Origin of the sequence: Kineobactrum salinum (assembly GCF_010669285.1) — a bacterium.
GTDB lineage: Bacteria > Pseudomonadota > Gammaproteobacteria > Pseudomonadales > Halieaceae > Kineobactrum > Kineobactrum salinum.
On record NZ_CP048711.1, the window covers coordinates 445,904 to 464,372 of the forward strand.

General features: G+C 61.3%; 21 protein-coding genes, 3 tRNA genes and 2 pseudogenes. 9 read left to right on the forward strand and 17 right to left on the reverse strand.

All coding sequences use genetic code 11. The annotated features are described in order from the left end of the window. Positions 1-20: 20 nt before the first annotated feature. The 4 genes from secD to G3T16_RS02020 form a co-directional block, all read right to left on the reverse strand. Positions 21-2,543, reverse strand: coding sequence for a protein translocase subunit SecD (gene secD / locus G3T16_RS02005; protein ID WP_163493611.1), 2,523 nt, complete (start codon positions 2,541-2,543; stop codon positions 21-23). Between the two features lie 71 nt (positions 2,544-2,614). Then, positions 2,615-3,001 (reverse strand): hypothetical protein, encoded by a 387-nt coding sequence (locus G3T16_RS02010; protein ID WP_163493612.1) that lies wholly within the window; start codon positions 2,999-3,001, stop codon positions 2,615-2,617. Between the two features lie 246 nt (positions 3,002-3,247). Beyond that, entirely contained in the window at positions 3,248-4,162 is a 915-nt protein-coding gene (gene secF, locus G3T16_RS02015) for a protein translocase subunit SecF (protein WP_163493613.1), read from the reverse strand. Between the two features lie 197 nt (positions 4,163-4,359). After that, positions 4,360-4,689: a hypothetical protein gene (locus tag G3T16_RS02020; protein WP_163493614.1), complete on the reverse strand. Its 330-nt coding sequence runs from the start codon at positions 4,687-4,689 to the stop codon at positions 4,360-4,362. Between the two features lie 625 nt (positions 4,690-5,314). On the opposite strand from G3T16_RS02020, the gene G3T16_RS02025 reads away from it, so the two are divergent. The 4 genes and pseudogenes from G3T16_RS02025 to tatC all read left to right on the forward strand — a co-directional run bounded on the left by G3T16_RS02025 (position 5,315) and on the right by tatC (position 6,865). Then, positions 5,315-5,524, forward strand: a complete 210-nt coding sequence (locus G3T16_RS02025; protein WP_408610766.1) for a phosphoribosyl-ATP pyrophosphatase — start codon at positions 5,315-5,317, stop codon at positions 5,522-5,524. 17 nt (positions 5,525-5,541) lie between these two features. Next, positions 5,542-5,763 carry a twin-arginine translocase TatA/TatE family subunit gene (gene tatA / locus G3T16_RS02030; protein ID WP_163493615.1) on the forward strand — a complete coding sequence of 74 codons (222 nt, stop codon included), beginning with the start codon at positions 5,542-5,544 and terminating at the stop codon, positions 5,761-5,763. A gap of 9 nt (positions 5,764-5,772) precedes the next feature. Then, positions 5,773-5,958, forward strand: a pseudogene (gene tatB / locus G3T16_RS02035) (Sec-independent protein translocase protein TatB); the annotation flags it as partial. A 154-nt stretch (positions 5,959-6,112) separates the two neighbouring features. Then, positions 6,113-6,865 carry a twin-arginine translocase subunit TatC gene (gene tatC / locus G3T16_RS02040; RefSeq protein ID WP_163493616.1) on the forward strand — a complete coding sequence of 251 codons (753 nt, stop codon included), beginning with the start codon at positions 6,113-6,115 and terminating at the stop codon, positions 6,863-6,865. A 362-nt stretch (positions 6,866-7,227) separates the two neighbouring features. On the opposite strand, the gene G3T16_RS02045 is transcribed toward tatC, so the two are convergent. The 4 genes from G3T16_RS02045 to G3T16_RS02060 form a co-directional block, all read right to left on the reverse strand. Next, positions 7,228-7,315 (reverse strand) — tRNA-Ser (locus G3T16_RS02045). Positions 7,316-7,380: 65 nt separating this feature from the next. Beyond that, positions 7,381-8,199, reverse strand: coding sequence for an NADPH-dependent 7-cyano-7-deazaguanine reductase QueF (gene queF / locus G3T16_RS02050; RefSeq protein ID WP_163493617.1), 819 nt, complete (start codon positions 8,197-8,199; stop codon positions 7,381-7,383). Between the two features lie 6 nt (positions 8,200-8,205). Continuing rightward, positions 8,206-8,979, reverse strand: a complete 774-nt coding sequence (locus G3T16_RS02055; protein WP_163493618.1) for an ABC transporter permease — start codon at positions 8,977-8,979, stop codon at positions 8,206-8,208. Further along, positions 8,976-9,893 carry an ABC transporter ATP-binding protein gene (locus G3T16_RS02060; protein WP_163493619.1) on the reverse strand — a complete coding sequence of 306 codons (918 nt, stop codon included), beginning with the start codon at positions 9,891-9,893 and terminating at the stop codon, positions 8,976-8,978. The genes G3T16_RS02055 and G3T16_RS02060 overlap by 4 nt, the downstream gene beginning before the upstream one ends. Positions 9,894-9,964: 71 nt before the next feature. On the opposite strand from G3T16_RS02060, the gene G3T16_RS02065 reads away from it, so the two are divergent. From G3T16_RS02065 to G3T16_RS02075, 3 genes are all read left to right on the forward strand, one after another. Next, positions 9,965-10,348 carry a PA2817 family protein gene (locus G3T16_RS02065; RefSeq protein WP_163493620.1) on the forward strand — a complete coding sequence of 128 codons (384 nt, stop codon included), beginning with the start codon at positions 9,965-9,967 and terminating at the stop codon, positions 10,346-10,348. Between the two features lie 84 nt (positions 10,349-10,432). Beyond that, positions 10,433-10,507: transfer RNA gene (locus G3T16_RS02070), tRNA-Glu, on the forward strand. Between the two features lie 147 nt (positions 10,508-10,654). Next, a tRNA-Gly gene (locus G3T16_RS02075) sits at positions 10,655-10,730 on the forward strand. Positions 10,731-10,870: 140 nt separating this feature from the next. Here G3T16_RS02075 and G3T16_RS02080 read toward each other — a convergent pair. The 5 genes from G3T16_RS02080 to G3T16_RS02100 form a co-directional block, all read right to left on the reverse strand. Then, positions 10,871-12,031, reverse strand: a complete 1,161-nt coding sequence (locus G3T16_RS02080; protein WP_163493621.1) for a 4-phosphoerythronate dehydrogenase — start codon at positions 12,029-12,031, stop codon at positions 10,871-10,873. A 112-nt stretch (positions 12,032-12,143) separates the two neighbouring features. Further along, positions 12,144-12,701: an elongation factor P hydroxylase gene (locus tag G3T16_RS02085; RefSeq protein WP_163493622.1), complete on the reverse strand. Its 558-nt coding sequence runs from the start codon at positions 12,699-12,701 to the stop codon at positions 12,144-12,146. Between the two features lie 14 nt (positions 12,702-12,715). After that, on the reverse strand, positions 12,716-12,964 hold the full coding sequence (gene tusA / locus G3T16_RS02090) for a sulfurtransferase TusA (RefSeq protein WP_163493623.1): 249 nt from the start codon (positions 12,962-12,964) through the stop codon (positions 12,716-12,718). A gap of 81 nt (positions 12,965-13,045) precedes the next feature. Further along, positions 13,046-13,291, reverse strand: a complete 246-nt coding sequence (locus tag G3T16_RS02095) for a YheU family protein (protein ID WP_163493624.1) — start codon at positions 13,289-13,291, stop codon at positions 13,046-13,048. Positions 13,292-13,295: 4 nt separating this feature from the next. Beyond that, entirely contained in the window at positions 13,296-14,093 is a 798-nt protein-coding gene (locus G3T16_RS02100; protein WP_163493625.1) for a class I SAM-dependent methyltransferase, read from the reverse strand. Between the two features lie 73 nt (positions 14,094-14,166). On the opposite strand from G3T16_RS02100, the gene G3T16_RS02105 reads away from it, so the two are divergent. Further along, positions 14,167-14,694 carry a glycine cleavage system protein R gene (locus G3T16_RS02105; RefSeq protein WP_163493626.1) on the forward strand — a complete coding sequence of 176 codons (528 nt, stop codon included), beginning with the start codon at positions 14,167-14,169 and terminating at the stop codon, positions 14,692-14,694. Positions 14,695-14,814: 120 nt separating this feature from the next. On the opposite strand, the gene G3T16_RS02110 is transcribed toward G3T16_RS02105, so the two are convergent. From G3T16_RS02110 to prmB, 3 genes and pseudogenes are all read right to left on the reverse strand, one after another. Further along, positions 14,815-15,033 carry a hypothetical protein gene (locus tag G3T16_RS02110; RefSeq protein WP_163493627.1) on the reverse strand — a complete coding sequence of 73 codons (219 nt, stop codon included), beginning with the start codon at positions 15,031-15,033 and terminating at the stop codon, positions 14,815-14,817. Positions 15,034-15,046: 13 nt separating this feature from the next. Further along, positions 15,047-16,164, reverse strand: a pseudogene (gene aroC, locus G3T16_RS02115) (chorismate synthase). A gap of 50 nt (positions 16,165-16,214) precedes the next feature. After that, positions 16,215-17,135 carry a 50S ribosomal protein L3 N(5)-glutamine methyltransferase gene (gene prmB, locus G3T16_RS02120; protein WP_163496922.1) on the reverse strand — a complete coding sequence of 307 codons (921 nt, stop codon included), beginning with the start codon at positions 17,133-17,135 and terminating at the stop codon, positions 16,215-16,217. 105 nt (positions 17,136-17,240) lie between these two features. Between prmB and folE the strand changes: the two genes are divergently transcribed. After that, complete coding sequence (gene folE / locus G3T16_RS02125; RefSeq protein ID WP_232059222.1) at positions 17,241-17,789, forward strand: GTP cyclohydrolase I FolE; 549 nt, start codon at positions 17,241-17,243, stop codon at positions 17,787-17,789. 96 nt (positions 17,790-17,885) lie between these two features. Here folE and G3T16_RS02130 read toward each other — a convergent pair whose 3' ends face one another. Further along, positions 17,886-18,440, reverse strand: a complete 555-nt coding sequence (locus G3T16_RS02130; RefSeq protein WP_232059425.1) for a DUF4892 domain-containing protein — start codon at positions 18,438-18,440, stop codon at positions 17,886-17,888. Between the last annotated feature and the right edge of the window lie 29 nt (positions 18,441-18,469).

The following is an 18,469-nucleotide window of genomic DNA, read 5'->3' on the forward strand; positions in this document are numbered from 1 at the left end:
CCTTGGCATCAGTAACCTCCTTAGGGTATGAGTTCCAGTTCCTTGCGAATTTCCTCGGCCGTCGGCCGCAACTGGGGCAGCCCCTTCCTGGCCCGCCGCTGACCCAGATAATACAGGATCGGCGACGCAATAAAGACCGAGGAGCTGGTGCCAATCACAATGCCGAACAGCATAGGCAAGGCAAAACTCGCCACGGCCGCTCCACCGGCAAGGCCCATGGGCAACAGTGCCAGAAAGGTCGTTACTGAGGTAAACACGGTGCGTGTCAATGTTGAGGAGATACTCTCGTTTAACAGCTCCAGCATTGGCCGATCGGGTGTTATTCGCATGTTTTCGCGGATGCGGTCAAACACCACCACCTTATCGTTAACTGAATATCCCATCAGCGCAAGCAGCGCCGCGACCGCTGTCAGGTTGAACTCCACGCCAGCAAGGGCGAAAAATCCGATGGTTTTGGTGAGATCCAGCGCAATGGTTAGTGTTGCGGCCCAAGCGAAATGGGACTCGAAGCGGAACCAAAGGTACGCCAACATACCGGCACCGGCCAACAGGATGGCCAGAATGGTGGCATCACTGAAGCCACCGCTGACTTTCGGCCCCACCATATCCACCTTCGGGAATTCGGCATTCGGCTCGACCGCTGTGACCGCGGTTTTGAGCAATGCCACCTGTCCCCCCGTCGCGCCCGGTGCGCCCTGGTCTGCTGGCAGACGGATGAGAAAGCGCCCCTCAGCGCCAGCTTCCTGAATAGCAGCGTCCTCAAGGTCTTGCGCCTGCAGAGTGGTTCGCAGTTGATCCACGGTTAACCCTTGGGCCTGTACCTCCACAACCGTACCGCCGGTAAAATCAACGCCGTATTCCAGCCCCGGCTGCACAAACAGAGCGATCGCCGCAATGGAGAGCACTGCCGATACCACGAGACCTATCACGCGACCGCGCATGAAATTCACGCCCCGCTCACTCAGGCGGTCAAGCAAGGCAATGCCTGAAATCATCAAAGGTTCCCGCTCACAGCCTCGGATGCGCCACTCCATAATCAGGCGGGTGACCGCTATCGCCGTGAACAGGGAAGTCACCAGCCCTATACCAATGGTGACGGCAAAGCCTCGGACCGGACCACTGCCAAACAGGAACAGCAGACTGACCGCGATCAGGGTAGTGACGTTGGAGTCCAAAATCGTCCTGTAGGCCTTGCCAAATCCCTCTCGTAGGGCAATCCAGGCTGGCTTGCCCCGGCGGGATTCTTCGCGGATACGCTCGTTGATCAGAATATTGGCATCCACCGCCATGCCAATGGTGAGGATAATTCCGGCAATACCCGGTAGGGTCAGGGTTGCCCCCAGCAGGCTCAATATACCGAAGACCAGCCCAATGTTCACCGTCAGTCCCACACAGGCGATTAGCCCCCAGCGTCCGTAAAGCCCTATCATGAAGGCAATCACCATGGCTGCGCCCAGCACACCGGTGGTCAGTCCCATGGCGATGGCGTCACTGCCCAGGTCAGGGCCAACTGTACGTTCCTCTACCACATGCAAGGGGGCCGGCAAGGCGCCAGCCCGTAGCAGCAGGGCCAGGTTACTGGCTTCTTTTGTGGTAAATCCACCGCTGATCTCCCCGCTAGCGCCAATGGCGCTGCGGATCACCGGCGCTGTAATCACTTCACCATCCAGCACGATGGCCAGGGGCCGACCAATATTATTCCCGGTCATGTCCCCAAACAACCGGGCACCTTTGTCGTCCAGTTTGAAATTGACTGTCGGTTCGTTCGTATCCGGATTGAAGGCCATGCGGGCATCGCGGATGTGCTCGCCTGCCATCGCGACCCGTTTTTCCAGTTTATATTGCCTGTCTTCATAGGCTCCCGGCAGAGTGGTCGTTGCTATATCTTTCTCCGCCGTCTCCCGGGCAGCCCAGTGGAACGTCATTTTCGCCGTGGTACCGAGCAATTCACGGATCTCGCTCGGGTCGGCAACTCCCGGCATCTGTACCAGAATCCCATCGCTGCCCTGGCGAGTGATACTGGGCTCTACCAGTCCAGTTTCGTCCAGCCGCCGCCTGACCACTTCCAGGCTTCGCTCCACCGCATCCCGGGAAACACTCTCGCGCCAGGACTCGGTTAGAGTCAGCACCAGGCGCCCGCCGTTGGCATCAACGTCGAACCGGCGCGTGCCATCCGGCGTATCCATGGCCAGCTCACGAGCAAGGTCGGCCGCTTGGGACACCCGGTCGGGCTGACGCACCGGCAGTTCTATACCCTTATTGGTAATCTGGACTCGCCCGTAGCGAACGCCCACCTCACGTAGGGATGTCGTCAATTCGCCGGCAACCGCTTCGTGCTCGCTGGCAAACAGTTCCTGGATATCCGCTTCCAGAAGCAGGTGTGAGCCACCCTGAAGGTCCAGCCCCAGGGAAATGGTGTTCCGCTGGTACCAGTCCGGCAACTTCTCGGACACAGTGGGGGAAAGAAGGTTTGGTAACGCACTCAACAACCCGAGCACAGTCACCAGCCCGTAGACTACGGCTCGTAAATGCAACGATTTCATGGCTAATCCTCAAAGAAAACATCACTATCCGGTATGACTGCCTGGATGCACAGCCATGGAGAAGCGGAGGACTACACCAGAGGGGGTGCGCGAAGAAGGGGGGTCAGAAAACGAGTGGCTGCCGGTGGAACTCTCGCACCCGCGGTAATGATGCAGGTATTGCGACAAAGCTCGGCCCACAAGACCATCGGATTGTCACGTGACCAGTCGGGAAGGTCCGGATCACCATCCGCTGCAGCATCGTTCTTGGAGTTGCCACTTGGCGCCCTGATAGACTCGTTGTGGCTGGCAACAACCAGGTGATCCAGGGTTCCGATCAACCCATGATCTACCCGGGCTGCTGAGGCTTGCTGGTGGGTAATTGAGGAGAGGAAAGCAAGTAGCAATGCCAGTAATGGAAACACTACCAGAGGCATTTGGATCCTTCCGCGAACGAAGCGATGGTTGCCGTTGGTCATGCTACTGTCTCAATATGACGCAATCGATCTTGGAGTGTGAACTTACCGAAGTCAACGAATTTATCGGTCTCTGCTCGCTCTGGGTAGCCGGGCGTTTCACCTGTTCCTGATTCTGGTGTTCATGCGGAAAGCTCCGCTTTCCGTGTACAAGGATGGCTACCTAATTGCCGCGCAAAATATTGTTAACGACGACATTGGCATAGCGAGTTCGGCTTGGCCCACATGAGCCGCCCTGGCACCGAGTCGTCAGGGCATTTGGTCATCGTGATCAAGGCCTTCTTTCACCGGCACCATCAGATCCTGCCGGGTCACCCCCAGGAGCAGCAGGAAGCTGGAGGCCATATAGATAGAGGAGTAGGTACCCACCGCCACCCCCACCAGCAACGCCACCGCAAAGCCGAAGATCATGTCGCCCCCGAATAGCGCGAGGGCCACCAGCACCAGCACTGTAGTCAGTGAAGTGACCAGTGTTCGGCCCAGTGTCTCCGACAGAGAGGTATTGATGGTCACGATCGCTGAGGTATCCCGCAGTTTCCGGAAATTCTCGCGGATGCGATCAAAGACCACAATGGTGTCATTGATCGAATAGCCAATCACGGCCAGTATTGCGGCCAAAACCGTCAGATTGAACTCCAGGCCTGTCACTGAGAAAAACCCCAGCGTGATAATCACGTCGTGTACCAGCGCAATGACAGCTGCCACGGCAAACTTGGATTGAAACCGGAACGAGATGTAGAGCATGATCAGGCCGGAGGCCAACAGCATTGCAAGGCCGCCCTGTTCGCGCAGTTCGTCGCCCACCTGCGGACCGACAAACTCAGTCCGACGCAGCTCCACTTCGCCGGCAAAGCCGCCCTGGAGCGTCTGTAGTAACGCAGGCCCGTCAGCCTCCGACGCACCCTGGGGTAGGCGTATCATCACGTCGCGGTCGCTGCCGTAGGCCACGACGATGGCACCGGCAAAGCCGCTGTCCTGGAGCAGGGTGCGAATGCCCCCGAGGTCGGCGGTGTCGTTATAGTGCACCTCCACCAGGGTGCCGCCCGTGAAGTCCAGCCCCCAGTTGAGTTGGCGGGTAATAAATGAACCGATCGAAACCAGAATCAGCAGTAGCGATACTGCCAGGGCCAGCTTGCGGGAACCCATGAAATCAATGATTTTCATAAGGAGAACCCGGTGGTATTCAGCAACAGGTAGGCATGGGTTGCGTTTTCGGCGGGGTACAGGGCCGCTTCGGCCCTGTTTATCCTCATCGGATGAAGGCGATTGCTCATTGTCGATTTCTCACTCAGATGTCAGTCGGCACGGTCAGCCGCCCGCTGGCCTGGGCCAGTCGGTGACTCAACATGCGGGAAAAGAGATCAGGTGAGAGCGGGAGGTGCCTGTGGCAGCACTGGGTAGCTGGCTATCCGGATAGGGTGGGTAACGGCAGAGCCGGTAGCTCCCGCCACCAGCGCGGAGGACGCTCGAAAAGTGAATGGGTGGGTCTCGCCACGGACGTAGGGGGTATCCCCTGACGGGCTGTCGCCGATACCGAGCAGAAAGAGGGGTGAGCGGTCCCCAAGCTGTTCAAACAGTCCTTCTTCGGCTGCCGGTGCGCTCCAGGTCGTAGACCACACCGCCATGCCTGTGACCAGCAGGAGGCATAAGCCCAGCTGGAAAAGTGTCTTGCCGCGGGTGGACGATGTCATGGAGATGCCTTGAACAAACATGAATTACTGCGGGTTTATTAGACCACAGTCGTTCGCCGCGGCGGAAGCGCTATTTTCGTGACCCAATTGGCGAGTAGGAAGTTCCATCAAAAAGGTTGCTCATGCCAAATACATAACCTCGCCCTACAAACAACTTTCAACGACGTCTGTCAGACACAACTCCTACAGGCTGGTAGGGACTATAAAGGTGCCCCGGGACCTCGGTCCTCTCGCCAATAATTGGAGCAACAGTGTCGATTGAGATTCTCGTTAGTGTCTAACGTGAAAGCCGCTTTGCGGCCGTGGTCGCTGCCGTTACTTTCAAGTCGTCGTCATAGATGTCGGGATAAATGAAAAAGTTATTGTAGGCTATTGATTTTGTGTAGGTAGTGGAGACTTAGGTCGGCGATTACCTGCCATACCGGCCGCCAGCACTATCGCTACCAACGCGGGAATTCAGGCAGCGGGCAGGTCGCGGAAAAAGTCCTGAAATCGCCACAAGAAATCTACGGGGTGCCAGAATGAGTGATATTCTGCCACATCTAGGATCGCATGCTGGCGCAGCGCACAGGTAGATCCAGCCAGTTGCTATGTTGCCAGCCTGCATCACCAGGGTCTGAACAGGATTCTGGAGAAGGGGGGTGAGAAGGCGACGGAGGTCATCCTGGCGAAGGATGTAGGTGATGATCCCCGCGCCCTGGCCGCTGAGGTCGCGGACCTGTGGTTCCAAACCCTGGTGATGCTGACCCATCTCAATCTCGACTCCGCCGCCGTGCTGGAATGCCTGCAAGGCGTCCCGCGGTTAGCAGCGGAGTTTTGGCAACGGCATGACTGAATATTACGGAGACTGACATGGGTATCGGCGGTATTAGTATCTGGCAATTGCTGATCATTCTGGCAATTGTCATCATGTTGTTTGGCACCAAGCGCCTGCGCACCCTGGGCAGCGACCTCGGCAGTGCGGTGAAGGGTTTTCGCAAGAGCATAAAGGACGACGACGGCCCGCCGGACAGCGTAGACACAGAGGTAGAGGACGTGGCCCAGACTCCCAGGGACAGTAGCGGCAAGCCCTGATTCGCGGCCATGTTTGACATCAGTTTTGCCGAGCTGGTCATCATAGCCGTGGTGAGCCTGCTGGTAATCGGTCCGGAAAAGCTGCCGGGAACCATCCGCACGGCCAGTGCCTGGTTGCACCGGATCCGGCGGGGCTTCAACGATATCCGTCAGGAAGTGGAGCAGGAGCTGCGCAATGACGCGGTATTGCAGGAGCTGCGCAAGACGCGGGATGAGATCAAGAACACCGTGGCCAACGCTGAGCGGGAATTCCAGCAAGATGTCGCCGCGGTGACCAAACCCGAAGATGCTGCGGTCAGCACCCCAAAGGCCGGCGCGACCCCCGCCCCGAGCAGGAGCCCCCCACCCAATGAGCGACGACCCGGTCGACCAGCCACTGCCGCTGGTGGCGCACCTGACCGAGCTGAGGGACCGGCTGCTGCGATCACTGCTGGCAGTGCTGGTGGTGTTTATCTGCCTGTTCCCCTTCGCCAACGAAATCTACAGCTTTGTCTCCGAGCCGCTGCGGGCCCTGCTGCCGGAAGGCTCCACCATGATCGCCACCGAGGTGGCCTCTCCTTTCCTGACGCCCTTCAAGCTGACCCTGGTGGCGGCCATTTTCATCGCCATTCCCTACCTGCTCTATCAGATCTGGAGCTTTATCGCCCCGGGCATGTATCGCCATGAAAAGCGGCTCGCAATACCGCTGCTGGCATCCAGCGTGCTGCTCTTTTATGGCGGCGCCGCCTTCGCCTACTACGTGGTGTTCCCGCTTATTTTCGGCTTCTTTACCAGCGTCGGGCCGGACGACATCGCCATCATGACGGACATCAACAGCTATCTGAATTTCGTGCTCAAGCTGTTCTTCGCCTTTGGCATCGCCTTCGAGATCCCGATCGCCACCGTGATCCTGATCTGGGCCGGCATCACAACCCCGGAAGACTTGGTGAAGAAACGACCCTACATTATCGTCGGTTGTTTCGTCGTAGGCATGTTGTTGACGCCGCCGGACGTCATCTCCCAGGCCCTGTTGGCTGTGCCCATGTGGATATTGTTTGAAATCGGAGTCTTCTTCGGGCGCTTTATCCAGCGCCGGGATAGCACTGCGGCAGAGACGGAGTAAGGGCGCAAGTCGCCAGCCGCTCCCTATCACCGCTGCTCGTAATAGTCCAGTTCCTGCACTTTTACAAGTCTGAGCACGGGCCGAAACAGGGTGTTCCACGACCAGCCGTGGGGATTTACGGCGGTAGTAGCGAAGCGGCTTGTTCAAACCTGATTACTAGCTCGTCTGGTGCAAATATTGGATCGAGTCGTATGATTGGGCGGGCAGTGGTGTGGACATCGCACCCCAAACGGCAGGAAAGCACCATTTTCAGGTGATATGGTCTGGCTGCTATAGGTGGGGGCGGTATGTTGGATTCTTTGTTGGTAACTATTTATACAGCGCTTATTAATCTATAAAAATCAGTAACTTGGTATCCATAGTGGCGGTGAGGGAGAGATTCGAACTCTCGAACGGTTGCCCGTTACACACTTTCCAGGCGTGCGCCTTCGACCACTCGGCCACCTCACCGTAAGGGCGCGGATAATACCATAACCGGGGGCGGTTTCCAGTCCCCGGGGTGGTCTTTTGGCCGATTACTGCCGTGCCAGCCGCAGCCAGGCGGGCTGATTGGCGCTGGTGCTGCGGAATGGGTTGATGTCGAGGCCGCCGCGGCGGGTGTAGAAGGCTTGCAGGTGCAGGAAGTCGGGTTGGCAGTGGCTGTGGATGTCGCGGAACATCCGTTCAACGCACTGTTCGTGGAATTCCTGGTGTTCGCGGTAGGCGAGGATATAGCTCAGCAGCGCAGCGTGGTCCAGCGCGGGGCCGCGGTAGTGCAGCCAGACGGTGGCCCAGTCGGGCTGGCCGGTGACAGGGCACAGGGAGCGCAGCAGATGACTGTAGAGCTGTTCCTCGCGAATGTCAGGGCCGGCCTGCAGCATGCCGGCGTCGGGCTCGCGGCGGGGCCAGCGGCCGGCGGCGCTGTCGATGCAATGACCGGGCGGCTGGTTGCCGAGTGCATCCAGTTCATCCATCTGCAACAGGGTCAACTGCACTTCGCCGCCACAGGCTTCACTGACGTCGCGGGTGATGCAGGCCCGGGCCGCGGCATCGTCATCGAATACGCTGTTGTTGAGAGAGTTCAGGTACAGCTTGAAGGACTTGGACTCAATGATCATCGGGGTGTTGGCCGGAATGGCAAAGCGCCCCACCCGCACCTGGGCTCTGTCGGTGTTGTCCAGCCAGGACAGTTCATAGGCATGCCAGATGTCCACCCCGTGGAACGGCAGGGGCTCGGCCAGTCCGAGTTTGTCGCGTCCCTCGCGGCGGGGCAGCGGGAACAGCAATCCGGGGCTGTAATGGGTGGCGGGCGGGGTCTGCTTGCCCAGCGGCAGTTCACGGGAGTCCATGCTCATCGCCGCCTACTGGCGCAGGCGCTTGCCGGTATTGAGCAAGTGCAGGCTGTAGCACCAGGCCAGCACGGTAAACAGTGCAATCATGCCGAAGGCAATGGTCAGACTGACATCGCTCACGCCCAGCACACCGTACCGAAAGGCGTTCACCACATACACCAGTGGATTCAGTTTGGAGACATTGGCCCAGAAGGTGGGCAACAGTTCCATGGAATAGAACACGCCGCCCAGGTAGATCAGCGGGGTCAGCACGAAAGTGGGAACGATGGAAATATCATCGAAATTGTTGGCATATACCGCGTTGATGAAGCCGGCCAGCGCGAACAGAGTCGACGTCATCAGGACAATGACCACTACCACAAACAGGTTGTGGATCTGCAGATGGGTGAAGAACAGCGAGACCAGCGACACCACGATGGCCACCAGCAGCCCGCGGCTGGCGCCGCCGAGCACGTAGCCAAGCAGGATGATGTAGTTGGGCGTGGGCGACACCAGCAGCTCCTCCACACTGTGGTTGAACTTGGAGCCGAAAAAGGAGGACACCACATTGGAATAGGAGTTGGTGACGATCGCCATCATGATCAGGCCCGGCACCACGAATTCCATGTAGGTGAAGCCCCCCATCTCCCCGATGCGGGAGCCGATCAGGGAACCGAAGATCACAAAGTACAGTGACATGGTAATCGCCGACGGCAGCAGGGTCTGGGTCCAGATCCGCAGGTAGCGCCTGATCTCCTTGCGCAGCAGGGTCATGAGGGCCGTGTACTGTTCGCGCCAGTTCATGCCACGCCCTCTACCAGGGTCACGAACATTTCTTCCAGCCGGTTGGCGCGGTTGCGCATGCTGCTGATGCGGATGCCGGCCTCATTCAGGCGATCGAAGACTTCGTTGATGTGTTGCCCCTTCTGCACCTCGATCTCGAGGCTGTGATCATCGATCCGGCGCAGGGTAAAGCCTGTCATCGCGATGGTATCGGGCAGCGGATCGACGCAGTCAAATATGAACACTTCCCGGTGCAGGCGGCGCAACAGGTTGCGCACGGAACTGTGCTCGACGATTTCACCGTGGTTAATGATGGCGATATTGCGACACAACGCCTCGGCCTCCTCCAGGTAGTGGGTGGTCAGGATGACGGTGGTTCCCTCCTGGTTCAGCTTTTTCAGGAAGTCCCACATCGAGCGTCGCATCTCGATATCGACACCGGCGGTAGGCTCGTCGAGGATCAGCAGGCGGGGTTCATGTACCAGTGCACGCGCGATCATCAGGCGCCGCTTCATACCACCCGACAACATCCTGGAAGCGACGTTGCGCTTGTCCCACAGGCCCAGCTCCTTCAGGTATTTCTCCGCGCGCTGCTCGGCCAGTTCCCGGGGCAGGCCATAGTAACCGGCCTGGTTGACCAGGATGTCCAGCACCTTCTCGAACACGTTGAAGTTGAATTCCTGTGGCACGATACCGATGTTCTTCTTGGCGCCTGCGAAATCCTGATCGATGTCGGTGCCATATACCGCCACCCTGCCACTGGTCTTGGACACCAGCGAACAGATGATGCCAATAGTGGTGGACTTGCCCGCGCCGTTGGGACCCAGCAGGGCGAAAAAATCCCCTTGCTCCACCTCCAGGCTGATGCCTTTGAGAGCTTGCAGGCCGCCGCTGTAGGACTTGGCGAGATTTTCAATGGTCAGTGCTGGTATCATGGTTGGCAGATGATTTCCCCGGAGCATAAAAGCCCGTCATTGTACCTGTATTCGGCGCGCCAAACGACACGATGAACGATACCCAATACCTGCAGTACTGCCGTCAACTGTGGCGGCAATTCAGCGACACGCTCGGCCAGCGCAGCCAGTCCCTGGACCCGGAGAACCCGCTGCGGCAGCTTGCGTCCGAGTTCTCCCGCCTGGGCGAAAGTGACGGCGACCTGTACCTCGAGGGTCCGGAACTGGTCCAGCGTCTGTTCAGCCACCATCCCGAGTTTGCCCCCACCCTGCCGCGCAGCCTGCTCTGGTTTCTGGGCCGCGACTGCCTGCACGTGATGGCAGACGAGGAGATCCGGCTGTTCCAGACCCTGGATGACGAGCGCCACGCCGCCGCAGCCCGGGGCGAGGTGTTTGATTACTCCGGCGAGGCCAGCGCCCGGCTGCCACTGGCCTGAGATTGGCCGCAAAAATCACCTTCCAGCTATTGACCTCCCCGCCGTCTCTACCTAAAATGCGCGCCTCTTGATTGAGCTTACTGCGTCCCCTTCGTCTAGTGGCCTAGGACACTGCCCTTTCACGGCGGTAACAGGGGTTCGAACCCCTAGGGGACGCCACTCTTCAAGTTTTTGTAGTAGAATGTGATGGCATTCAGCGGGAATAGCTCAGTTGGTAGAGCGCAACCTTGCCATGGTGGAGGGGGGGCGCCCAGCCTCGCCGGGTACCGGCGACCGGGGCTAAGTAGTCAGGAAAGGTTTTATTTAGCGGGAATAGCTCAGTTGGTAGAGCGCAACCTTGCCAAGGTTGAGGTCGCCGGTTCGAACCCGGTTTCCCGCTCCAGATATCGGTCTGTGGCATTAACGGTTTCCGCAGATCCTTCAGAAAAGGGGCTTTGAGCCCCTTTTTTTGTGTCCAGAATTCGGGGAAAACGGACCCGACCGGAAAGCTCCGCGTCCAGTCGAGTCCGAACCCGATCTGGATCACGACGGCAGCTCGGACGGGGCGGAGAGTTCCACCTGGCATCCCAGTGCCCGCGCCAGCGGCGCCTGATTGCTGTTGGCCAGCACCACGGTACTGCCTGCCAGTTCACGCCGCACGGGATAGTCCCGCCGCAGACGGTCGAAGCTGTAGCCGGCTTCGGCGGTGGCGAGACCGCGCAGCGTGTCGCGCAGGCGCCGGTCATCCGCAACCAGGTCGTAGCGCAGTTGCAACAGGTGGCGCAGCAGGTCCACGCCCTCCAGGGCTGCGGGAATCACCAGCGGCGGTCCGGATTCCCCGGTCGCGGTTTCGGGCAGCGCGAGATCGAAGGCGCCGGCCAGGGCCCGCGCCAGGCTGTGGGTCGCCGCCAGTTTCGCATCGTGACTGTAGCCGGCGATATGCGGCGTACCATAGCTCACCTGCGCCAGCAGCTGCGGTGGCACCCACGGCTCCGTCTCCCAGACATCCAGTACGCACTGGGGCGCCCGCTGGCCGGCCAGGCAGGCGAGCAGGGCGTGGTTGTCTATCACCGCCCCACGGCCAGCGTTGATCAACAGGCTCGCCGGCGTCAAGCGCGACAGCTGGGCAGCTCCCAGCAGGTGATGACTGGGCCAGGGCTCGCGGTAGGTCAGCGAGGTGTGCAGAGTCACCACATCGCAATCCAGCACCGCCTCCAGTTCGGCCGGCCGGGGCAGCTCGCCGGCGTCCAGCCACGGGTCGTACTGCAGACTGGCAATGCCCAGCGCCTGCAGGCGCTGTACCAGCAACCGGCCGACGTGGCCGTAACCGACCACTCCTGCCCTGCCACCTGCCAGCAGGCGCTCCAGGCTGTCGCCGACCGCAGCGATCGCGGCCAGGACATACTCCACCACCGCGTTGGCATTGGCGCCGGGAGCAGCGGCGAAACTGATACCGGCAGCTTCCAGATACTGGGTGTCGACATGATCCAGTCCGGCAGTGGCACTACCGACAAAGCGCACTGAGCTGCCGGCCAGCAACTCTTCGTTGACCGCAGTGACCGAACGCACCAGCAGCACATCGGCGTCGGCAACGTCCGCTGGCCGCAACGCGCGGCCGACCGCGGTGTGCACCGTACCCCAGACACTGAACAGCTCCACCGCTGAGGGAATATTCTGGTCGGCGACAATGCGCAGGCCCGGCATTAACAAGACCCCTGCGGCGCGGGCCCAAGCCGGGGTTGCCCGGGCTGGACAGCCTGGGCGCAATTGGGTTCCGGGCACACCAATACCACCGCAAGCGGATGTTGCCAGTGCCTCAACATTGGAGGTCCTGCGGGGAAAACTGCATCCCGGAAAGTGGAAAGTCGAGGCCAAAGGCCCGTTGTAAGGCCAGGAAAAAGCGCAGTGCCCGCGGCCTCAGGCCCGTCCCGGCGAAATGTTGCGCCTGGGCGCAGACCGCCTGCTGGAAATCGCTGTGATCGTCACGCCCGTCGCGCTCCGCCGCGAGGTTGTCGGTGCTGACCCGGAACCGGTAGCCACAGGCCCTGGCGAAACACCACTCCAGCGCCTGGGGCCGTACTTCCACTTGCTCGAAGGCCGCCTGCTGGGCCGGGTCGCGGCCCTCGGGGGCGTACCAATAGCCAAAATCGGGCAACAGGCGCCGCTCGCGGCCAGCAATGCACCAGTGCGCAGTCTCGTGCAGCGCACTGGCAAAGAAATCCTCCCGGTACCAGAGCCGGTGCGGTTCGTCGGGGTGGCTGCGGGGCTGATACCAGGGCTCGGCGGCACCGCCACAGAGCAGGGTCTGCTCGGACCGGGCAAAGCAGTCCGCGAACAGCTCTTCCAGCAGCCGCGCATCGTGCGGAAGCTGCACAGGCCTGTGGGCAGTCACGCGCTGTCACTACCGTACTTGCGCAGCAAGTAGATGTAGAGGCCGTCCTGCTCGTGTTGCTGCAGCAGTTCGTGGCCGAGAAAGGTACAAAATTTGGGGATGTCCCGCTGGGTGGCGGGATCGGTGGCCTCGATCCGCAGGGTTTCCCCGACGGCGATATCACGGATACGGTTGTGCAGCAGCATCACCGGCTCCGGGCAGAACAGGCCAGTCACATCCAGCAGGTGATCAGCATCCGATGGCATTGCAAGGTTTCTCCGGCACAGTCACTCGGCAGGCGCCATTGTCCGGTTATAGCGCCATCACCGCAACCGCCACCAAGCGGATCAGGCGCCGGCCAGCAGACCATCGGCGATGTCCCTGGGCAGCAGGTCCCAGGTTTCGCTGTCGCCGTCATACAGCAGGGCCAGCCGGCCCGTCGCCAGCTGGCTGCGCAGCTGGTCTACCTTGTCTTCCAGCGGCAGCTCCCGGACCCCGTAATCAGTGCCGTCGCGGCTGGCGAATTCCTCCAGCAATGCGGCCAGCACATCGGGTGCCAGCCGCGACGGCGGAATCTCCAGCAGCTGCGCCAAGCGCTCACTCCGCCTTAACGAATTTCAGGGTCATGCGGTCACTCTCGCCGATCGCCAGCATCGCCTCGCGATTTTGGTCACCACCGCGCAAAACTGGCGGCAGGGCCCAGACCCCACCAGGGTGATCCGCGGTGTCGCGGGGATTGGCATTGATATCACTGCTGGCAGCCAGCTCGAAACCCGCCTCGGTGGCTACCTCGACCAGGTAATCCTCGGACACATAACCAGTCCGGCCCATGGTTTCCGGATCGGTCGCGGCGTCCGCGCTGGCGCGGTGCTGCACGACGCCCAGGACGCCGCCGGGCTTGAGCGCCCTGTGGGCAGCCTCCAGGGTTTCCTTCAGCGCATTCTGGCCCAGCCAGCTATGCACATTGCGAAACGCCAGCACCAGATCCGCTGAGCCGGCGGGCGCGATAGCGGTTTCCTCCGGTGGCTGCAGCCGGGTCACCACCACCGGGCCATACAGCTCGTGGTCGGCAGCCAGCTTTTGCAGGTACCCGCCCAGGGAATTGCGGGCATAGGCTCCGCCGTTGGGGTCCAAATGCGCCGCATACAGTTTGCCGTTGCCGACCACCAACGGGGCCAGCACTTCGGTATACCAGCCGCCGCCCGGGGACAGCTCGACTACGGTCATGCCCTCTTCCAGGCCAAAAAATTCCAGGGTTTCACGCGGGTGACGGAAGTCATCGCGCGCCTTGTTCTCCGCGCTGCGCTGGGGGCCCTGCAGCGCGGTCTCCCAGTCCAGCGCAGCCTGCGCCGGTACGACGATCAGCGCGCACAATAATGCAACAGCATATTTCATGGCGGACTCCTTATGCCTCTAGGGGTTGGCAGGGTAATATACGGCCTGCGACAGCGAATGTGGAGCCTGTTCTGTGGAAACTTCTTTTATCGTGACCTTTATCGGCGACGACCGGCCCGGTCTGGTCGAACAATTGTCCGCTGCAATCGAGCGCAGCGGCGGCAACTGGCTGGAAAGCCAGCTGTCCCAGCTGGGAGGCAAATTCGCCGGACTGGTGCTGGTGTCGCTGCCGGAGGGAACGGGAGAGGCCCTGGAACAGACGCTGAAGGAATTGGCGAGCACGGGCCTCAGTGTGCGGGTGACCCCCACCAGCGGTGCCGCCGCACGCGGCCCCGCTGGCCGCCCCATAGCGTTGTCAGTACTGGGTCCGGACAGGCCGGGTATCGTCCGCGAAATCGCCCGCGCGCTGGCTGCGGAACAGGTCAATGTGATCGAGATGGACAGTACTGTCAGCAGCGCGCCGATGAGTGGCGAGCCCCTGTTTCAGGCCCGGATCAGGGCCGAAATACCGGGCGAGGCTTCGCTGGAGGCGCTGACCGATGCAATGGACGCAATCGCCGAACTGATGACGCTGGAGATTGACCTGGAAGCCGGGAGCTGAAGCCAGTCCTGTCCATTATTAGGGACCATGCCGCCGACGGTCCTGCAAGGGCATTGCCGCTCCCGCCCTTCGATTCCGGTTTTGTACTACTTTCGGAGTCCGTTCGGCGAGGCCGGCAGCCTAGCGACGCCCGAACAGGCGGCGCAGCAGTATCCACAGCCCTGCACCCAACGCAGCGATGATAATGATCACCGCCACCACCAGCAGCGTGGTCAGCAGCAGTTCAAGCACGCGCTCGCGGGACACCCCGAACTGGTCCACGGCGGCCCACAACAACACTGCCATCGCCAGAATGCCGAGGATGGTGGTGCGCAAATAGCGGCGCCGGGATCTGGTCACGCTAAACATTGTCCTACCTTGGCTCGTCGGGTGGCGGCGCGCTGGCCGGGATCACCGGCGTGGCACTGCGCACGTCCATATTCTGGCCGCGGTGGCGCAGCAGGTGATCCATCAGGACGATGGCCAGCATGGCTTCGGCAATCGGGGTGGCGCGAATGCCGACACAGGGGTCGTGACGGCCGTGGGTCGCCATTTCCATTGCTGCCCCGCGGTATCTATCGTGGCTCCGGGCTGGCGGATGCTGGAGGTTGGCTTCAATGCCAGGCTGACGGTGATGTCCTGGCCGCTGGAGATCCCACCCAGCACGCCGCCCGCGTTGTTGCCGACGAAGCCCTCCGGGGTCAGCAGGTCGCGGTGCTCGCTGCCGGACTGCTCCACCGCCGCGAAACCGGCTCCTATCTCGACGCCCTTGACCGCATTTATGCCCATCATGGCATGCGCTATGTCGGCGTCGAGGCGGTCGAACACCGGCTCTCCCAGGCCCGGCACCATACCGCTGGCCACGACATTGATGCGCGCGCCGATGGAGTCGCCGCGCTTGCCCAGGGCGGCCATGAACTGCTCCATTTCCGGCACCTTGTCCGGATCGGGACAGAAAAACGGATTCTGCTCGACCGTATCCCAATCCAGTTGCTGCGCCCGTATCGGGCCCAGTTGGGCGAGATATCCCCGCACCTGGATACCGTGGCGCTGCTGCAGGAATTTCTTTGCGATCGCCCCGGCCGCGACCCGCATCGCGGTCTCCCGGGCCGAGGAGCGGCCACCGCCGCGGTAGTCGCGCAGGCCGTATTTCTGCTGATAAGTGTAGTCGGCATGGGCCGGCCGGAAGGTATTGGCTATATTGGAATAGTCTTTCGAGCGCTGATCGGTATTCTCGATCAGCAGGCCGATGGGCGTGCCGGTGGTATGGCCCTCGAATACCCCGGACAGGATCCGCACCTCGTCGGCCTCGCGGCGCTGGGTGGTGAAGCGGGAGGTGCCCGGCTTGCGCCGGTCCAGATCGCGCTGCAGATCGGCGGCGCTCAGCTCCAGGCCGGGCGGGCAACCGTCGACAATGCAGCCCAGCGCCGGCCCGTGGCTCTCGCCGAAGCTGGTCACGGTGAACAGCCTGCCAATGGTGTTGCCCGCCATGATCTAATAATCTCCGTCCAAAACAGCCTATTATAGGTGATCCCTGCAGACTATGCCTGCAGGCTCGCCCGATTTTCCCGCAGCTCCTGCGCGCTCAGCACCAGCACGCCGTGGCCACCGTCCTCGAACTCCAGCCAGGTAAAGGGCACCCGCGGATAGGCCTGCTCCAGTGCCTCCCAACTGTTGCCGACCTCCACCACCAGCATGCCGGTGGGCTGCAGGTAGTCCTCGGCCACCGCCAGCAGGCGCCGGGTCAGGTCCAGGCCATCCTCGCCAGAACCCAGCGCCAAACCCGGTTCGTGGCGGTATTCCGCCGGCATCGCCGCCAGGTCACGGGCATCCACATAGGGCGGATTGCTCAGGATCAGGTCGTAGCGCTGCCCGGCTACGGCGGCAAACAGGTCCGACTGCAGCACCCGCACCCGGTCCTGCAGCTGTAACAGGGCGACGTTGTCGCGCGCCAGCGCCAGCGCGTTGGCATCGAGGTCTATACAGTCCACCTGGCTGTCGGGCAGGTACCAGGCGGTGGCCAGGCCGATACAACCGCCGCCGCAGCACAGATCCAGCACCCGCTGTGGCCCGGGACCGTTGTACCAGGGCGCAAACCGGCGCCGGATCAGCTCTGCAATCGGGGAGCGTGGAATGATCGCGCGCGGGTCGCAGTGCAGTTGCAGGCCGGCAAACCAGGCCTTGCCCAGCAGGTAGGGCAAGGGCAGACGCAGCCGGGTACGCTGGCGCAACAGCTCGGCGATGCGCACGGCCTGGGCCTGGCTCACCGGATGAGGCAGCGCCGAATCGTCACTGTCCGGTGGCAGCTCCGTAACCGCCAGCACCAGCTGCACGGCCTCGTCCCAGGGGTTGTCGGTGCCGTGGCCATAGTACAGGTCGGCGGCCTCCAGCACAGAGGCGACCTGTTCCAGGGCCTCGCCGACGGTGGTGGCGCAGGCCAGTGCGGTGTCTGCTTGCTTCATCACGGCAGTGTACCCCATCTGTATGCCGCCGTTTGCCATAAACGGGGCCGGTTGCTAATATCGCCTGCCCCCGCGCCCCGCGGTGGTCGTTGCAGGAGAACAGGCTTGGAACAGCATTGGGCACATATTATAGAGGCGATTGGCGAAGACCTGTCACGACCGGGGCTGTCGGATACGCCCAGGCGTGCCGCCAAGGCCTTCGAGTTTCTGACCCGGGGCTATCAGCAATCAGTGGCCGAGGTCGTCAACGAGGCGCTGTTTCCATCCGATTCCAGCGAAATGGTGTTGGTTCAGGACGTTGAACTGTACTCCCTCTGTGAACATCACCTGCTGCCGTTCATCGGCAAGTGTCACGTCGCCTATATCCCCACCGGACAGGTTCTGGGGCTATCGAAGGTGGCAAGGCTGGTGGATGTCTTCGCCCGCCGCCTGCAGATCCAGGAATCGCTGACCATGCAGATCGCGGAAACCATCATGGCGGTGACCCAGGCCGATGGCGTGGGCGTAATCATCGAGGCCCAGCACATGTGCATGATGATGCGCGGGGTAGAGAAACAGAATTCGGTGATGAAGACATCCGCCATGCTGGGGAGCTTCCGCACCGAGCAGAAAACCCGCGACGAATTTCTGTCGCTGCTGCAGCTGCGCCGCTAATCTCGGTTGCTCGCTCAGGTACTTTAGCCAGGGATTTCTGGACTTCGCCGTCCGGTTGTCAACGTCCTGCCACCGGCAGCGAGCCCTGTCGTCCCCCTACCGCAACCGCAGTATGTCCATGTGCAGATACTGCCTGTCAGACGTGCGCGCGCCGCTGTAAAGCGCCAGCCGGAATTCGCCGGCCTCGGTATCCACGGCATAGGCGCGGTAGCGTTGCTCACCCGAAGTACCGTACAGCACCCGCTGGCCGAACACCCGGTTGGCCCACTGGGCGGCATTGCCGCAGGCTCTGCCGTCGCAGCTGAACAGCAGTTCACTGCCCTTTGCTGCGGCCAGCTGTTGCTCCAGCTCCCGCAACACTTCGGTGGCGGCGAAGCCATCGACGATCTGCCAGGTTTCGCGGGTGAGTGTGCCGTCAAGCCGTACGCTGCGACTGAATCCCCACTGCCCGCGTATCTTCTGCAGCGCGCCCAGGCCCAGCTCGTGATCGGCCACCTCTAGCTCGCGGGAATCGATGGACACCGCATGCGGGTAGTCGTGCAGTCGTTCCACCAATGCATAGGGGTCCAGGTCCTGCGCCCACAATGACACGGCCTGGCCAACCAGCAAGGCCGGTAGCAGGATTCTGGTCCAACGCTGGATGGCACTCACATCTCTCAACAATACCTCCTTATCGGATC